The following is a 473-nucleotide window of genomic DNA, read 5'->3' on the forward strand; positions in this document are numbered from 1 at the left end:
GATGGGCTCGATGGCGGAGCGGCGCCGGAGCTCGCGCTTGATGGCGCCGAACACGCCGCGCTTCTGGCCCGAAATGACGGTGAGCGCCTCGGTGCGGTCGATGACGTCCCGCAGGGTATGACCGTCGTAGGGATTATCGGGCAGCGACCCGGACCTGAGCCATTGGCGCAAACGGCTCGGCGACAAGTTGGAGCTGCTGCTGGCGAAGCAGCTTGGCATCCGTCGGAAAGGTGATGGCCTTCGGCTGCACCGGAAAGGCATGCTGAAAGAACTCTTGCCCGGTGAAGAACTGGAAATACGGGTCGCGAACCCAGCGCTCGCAGACGCCCTCATCGGACAGCCCATAAGTGTGCTTGAGCAACAGCAGCCCGATCATGAACCGGGTCTCGATCCCGAGCCGGCCATTCTCGCTGTAGAGCGGCGCGACCTCGCCGTCGATCCAGTCCCAATCGATCTTGCCGGCGAGCTGAACC

1 pseudogene is annotated in these 473 nt (G+C 63.8%); it reads right to left on the reverse strand.

Annotated features, from left to right (window positions below):
- Positions 1-473 (reverse strand): annotated as a pseudogene (locus tag AC0L3P_RS40065) (transposase); the annotation flags it as partial.

The sequence above is a fragment of the Bradyrhizobium sp. WSM4874 genome, assembly GCF_055811835.1.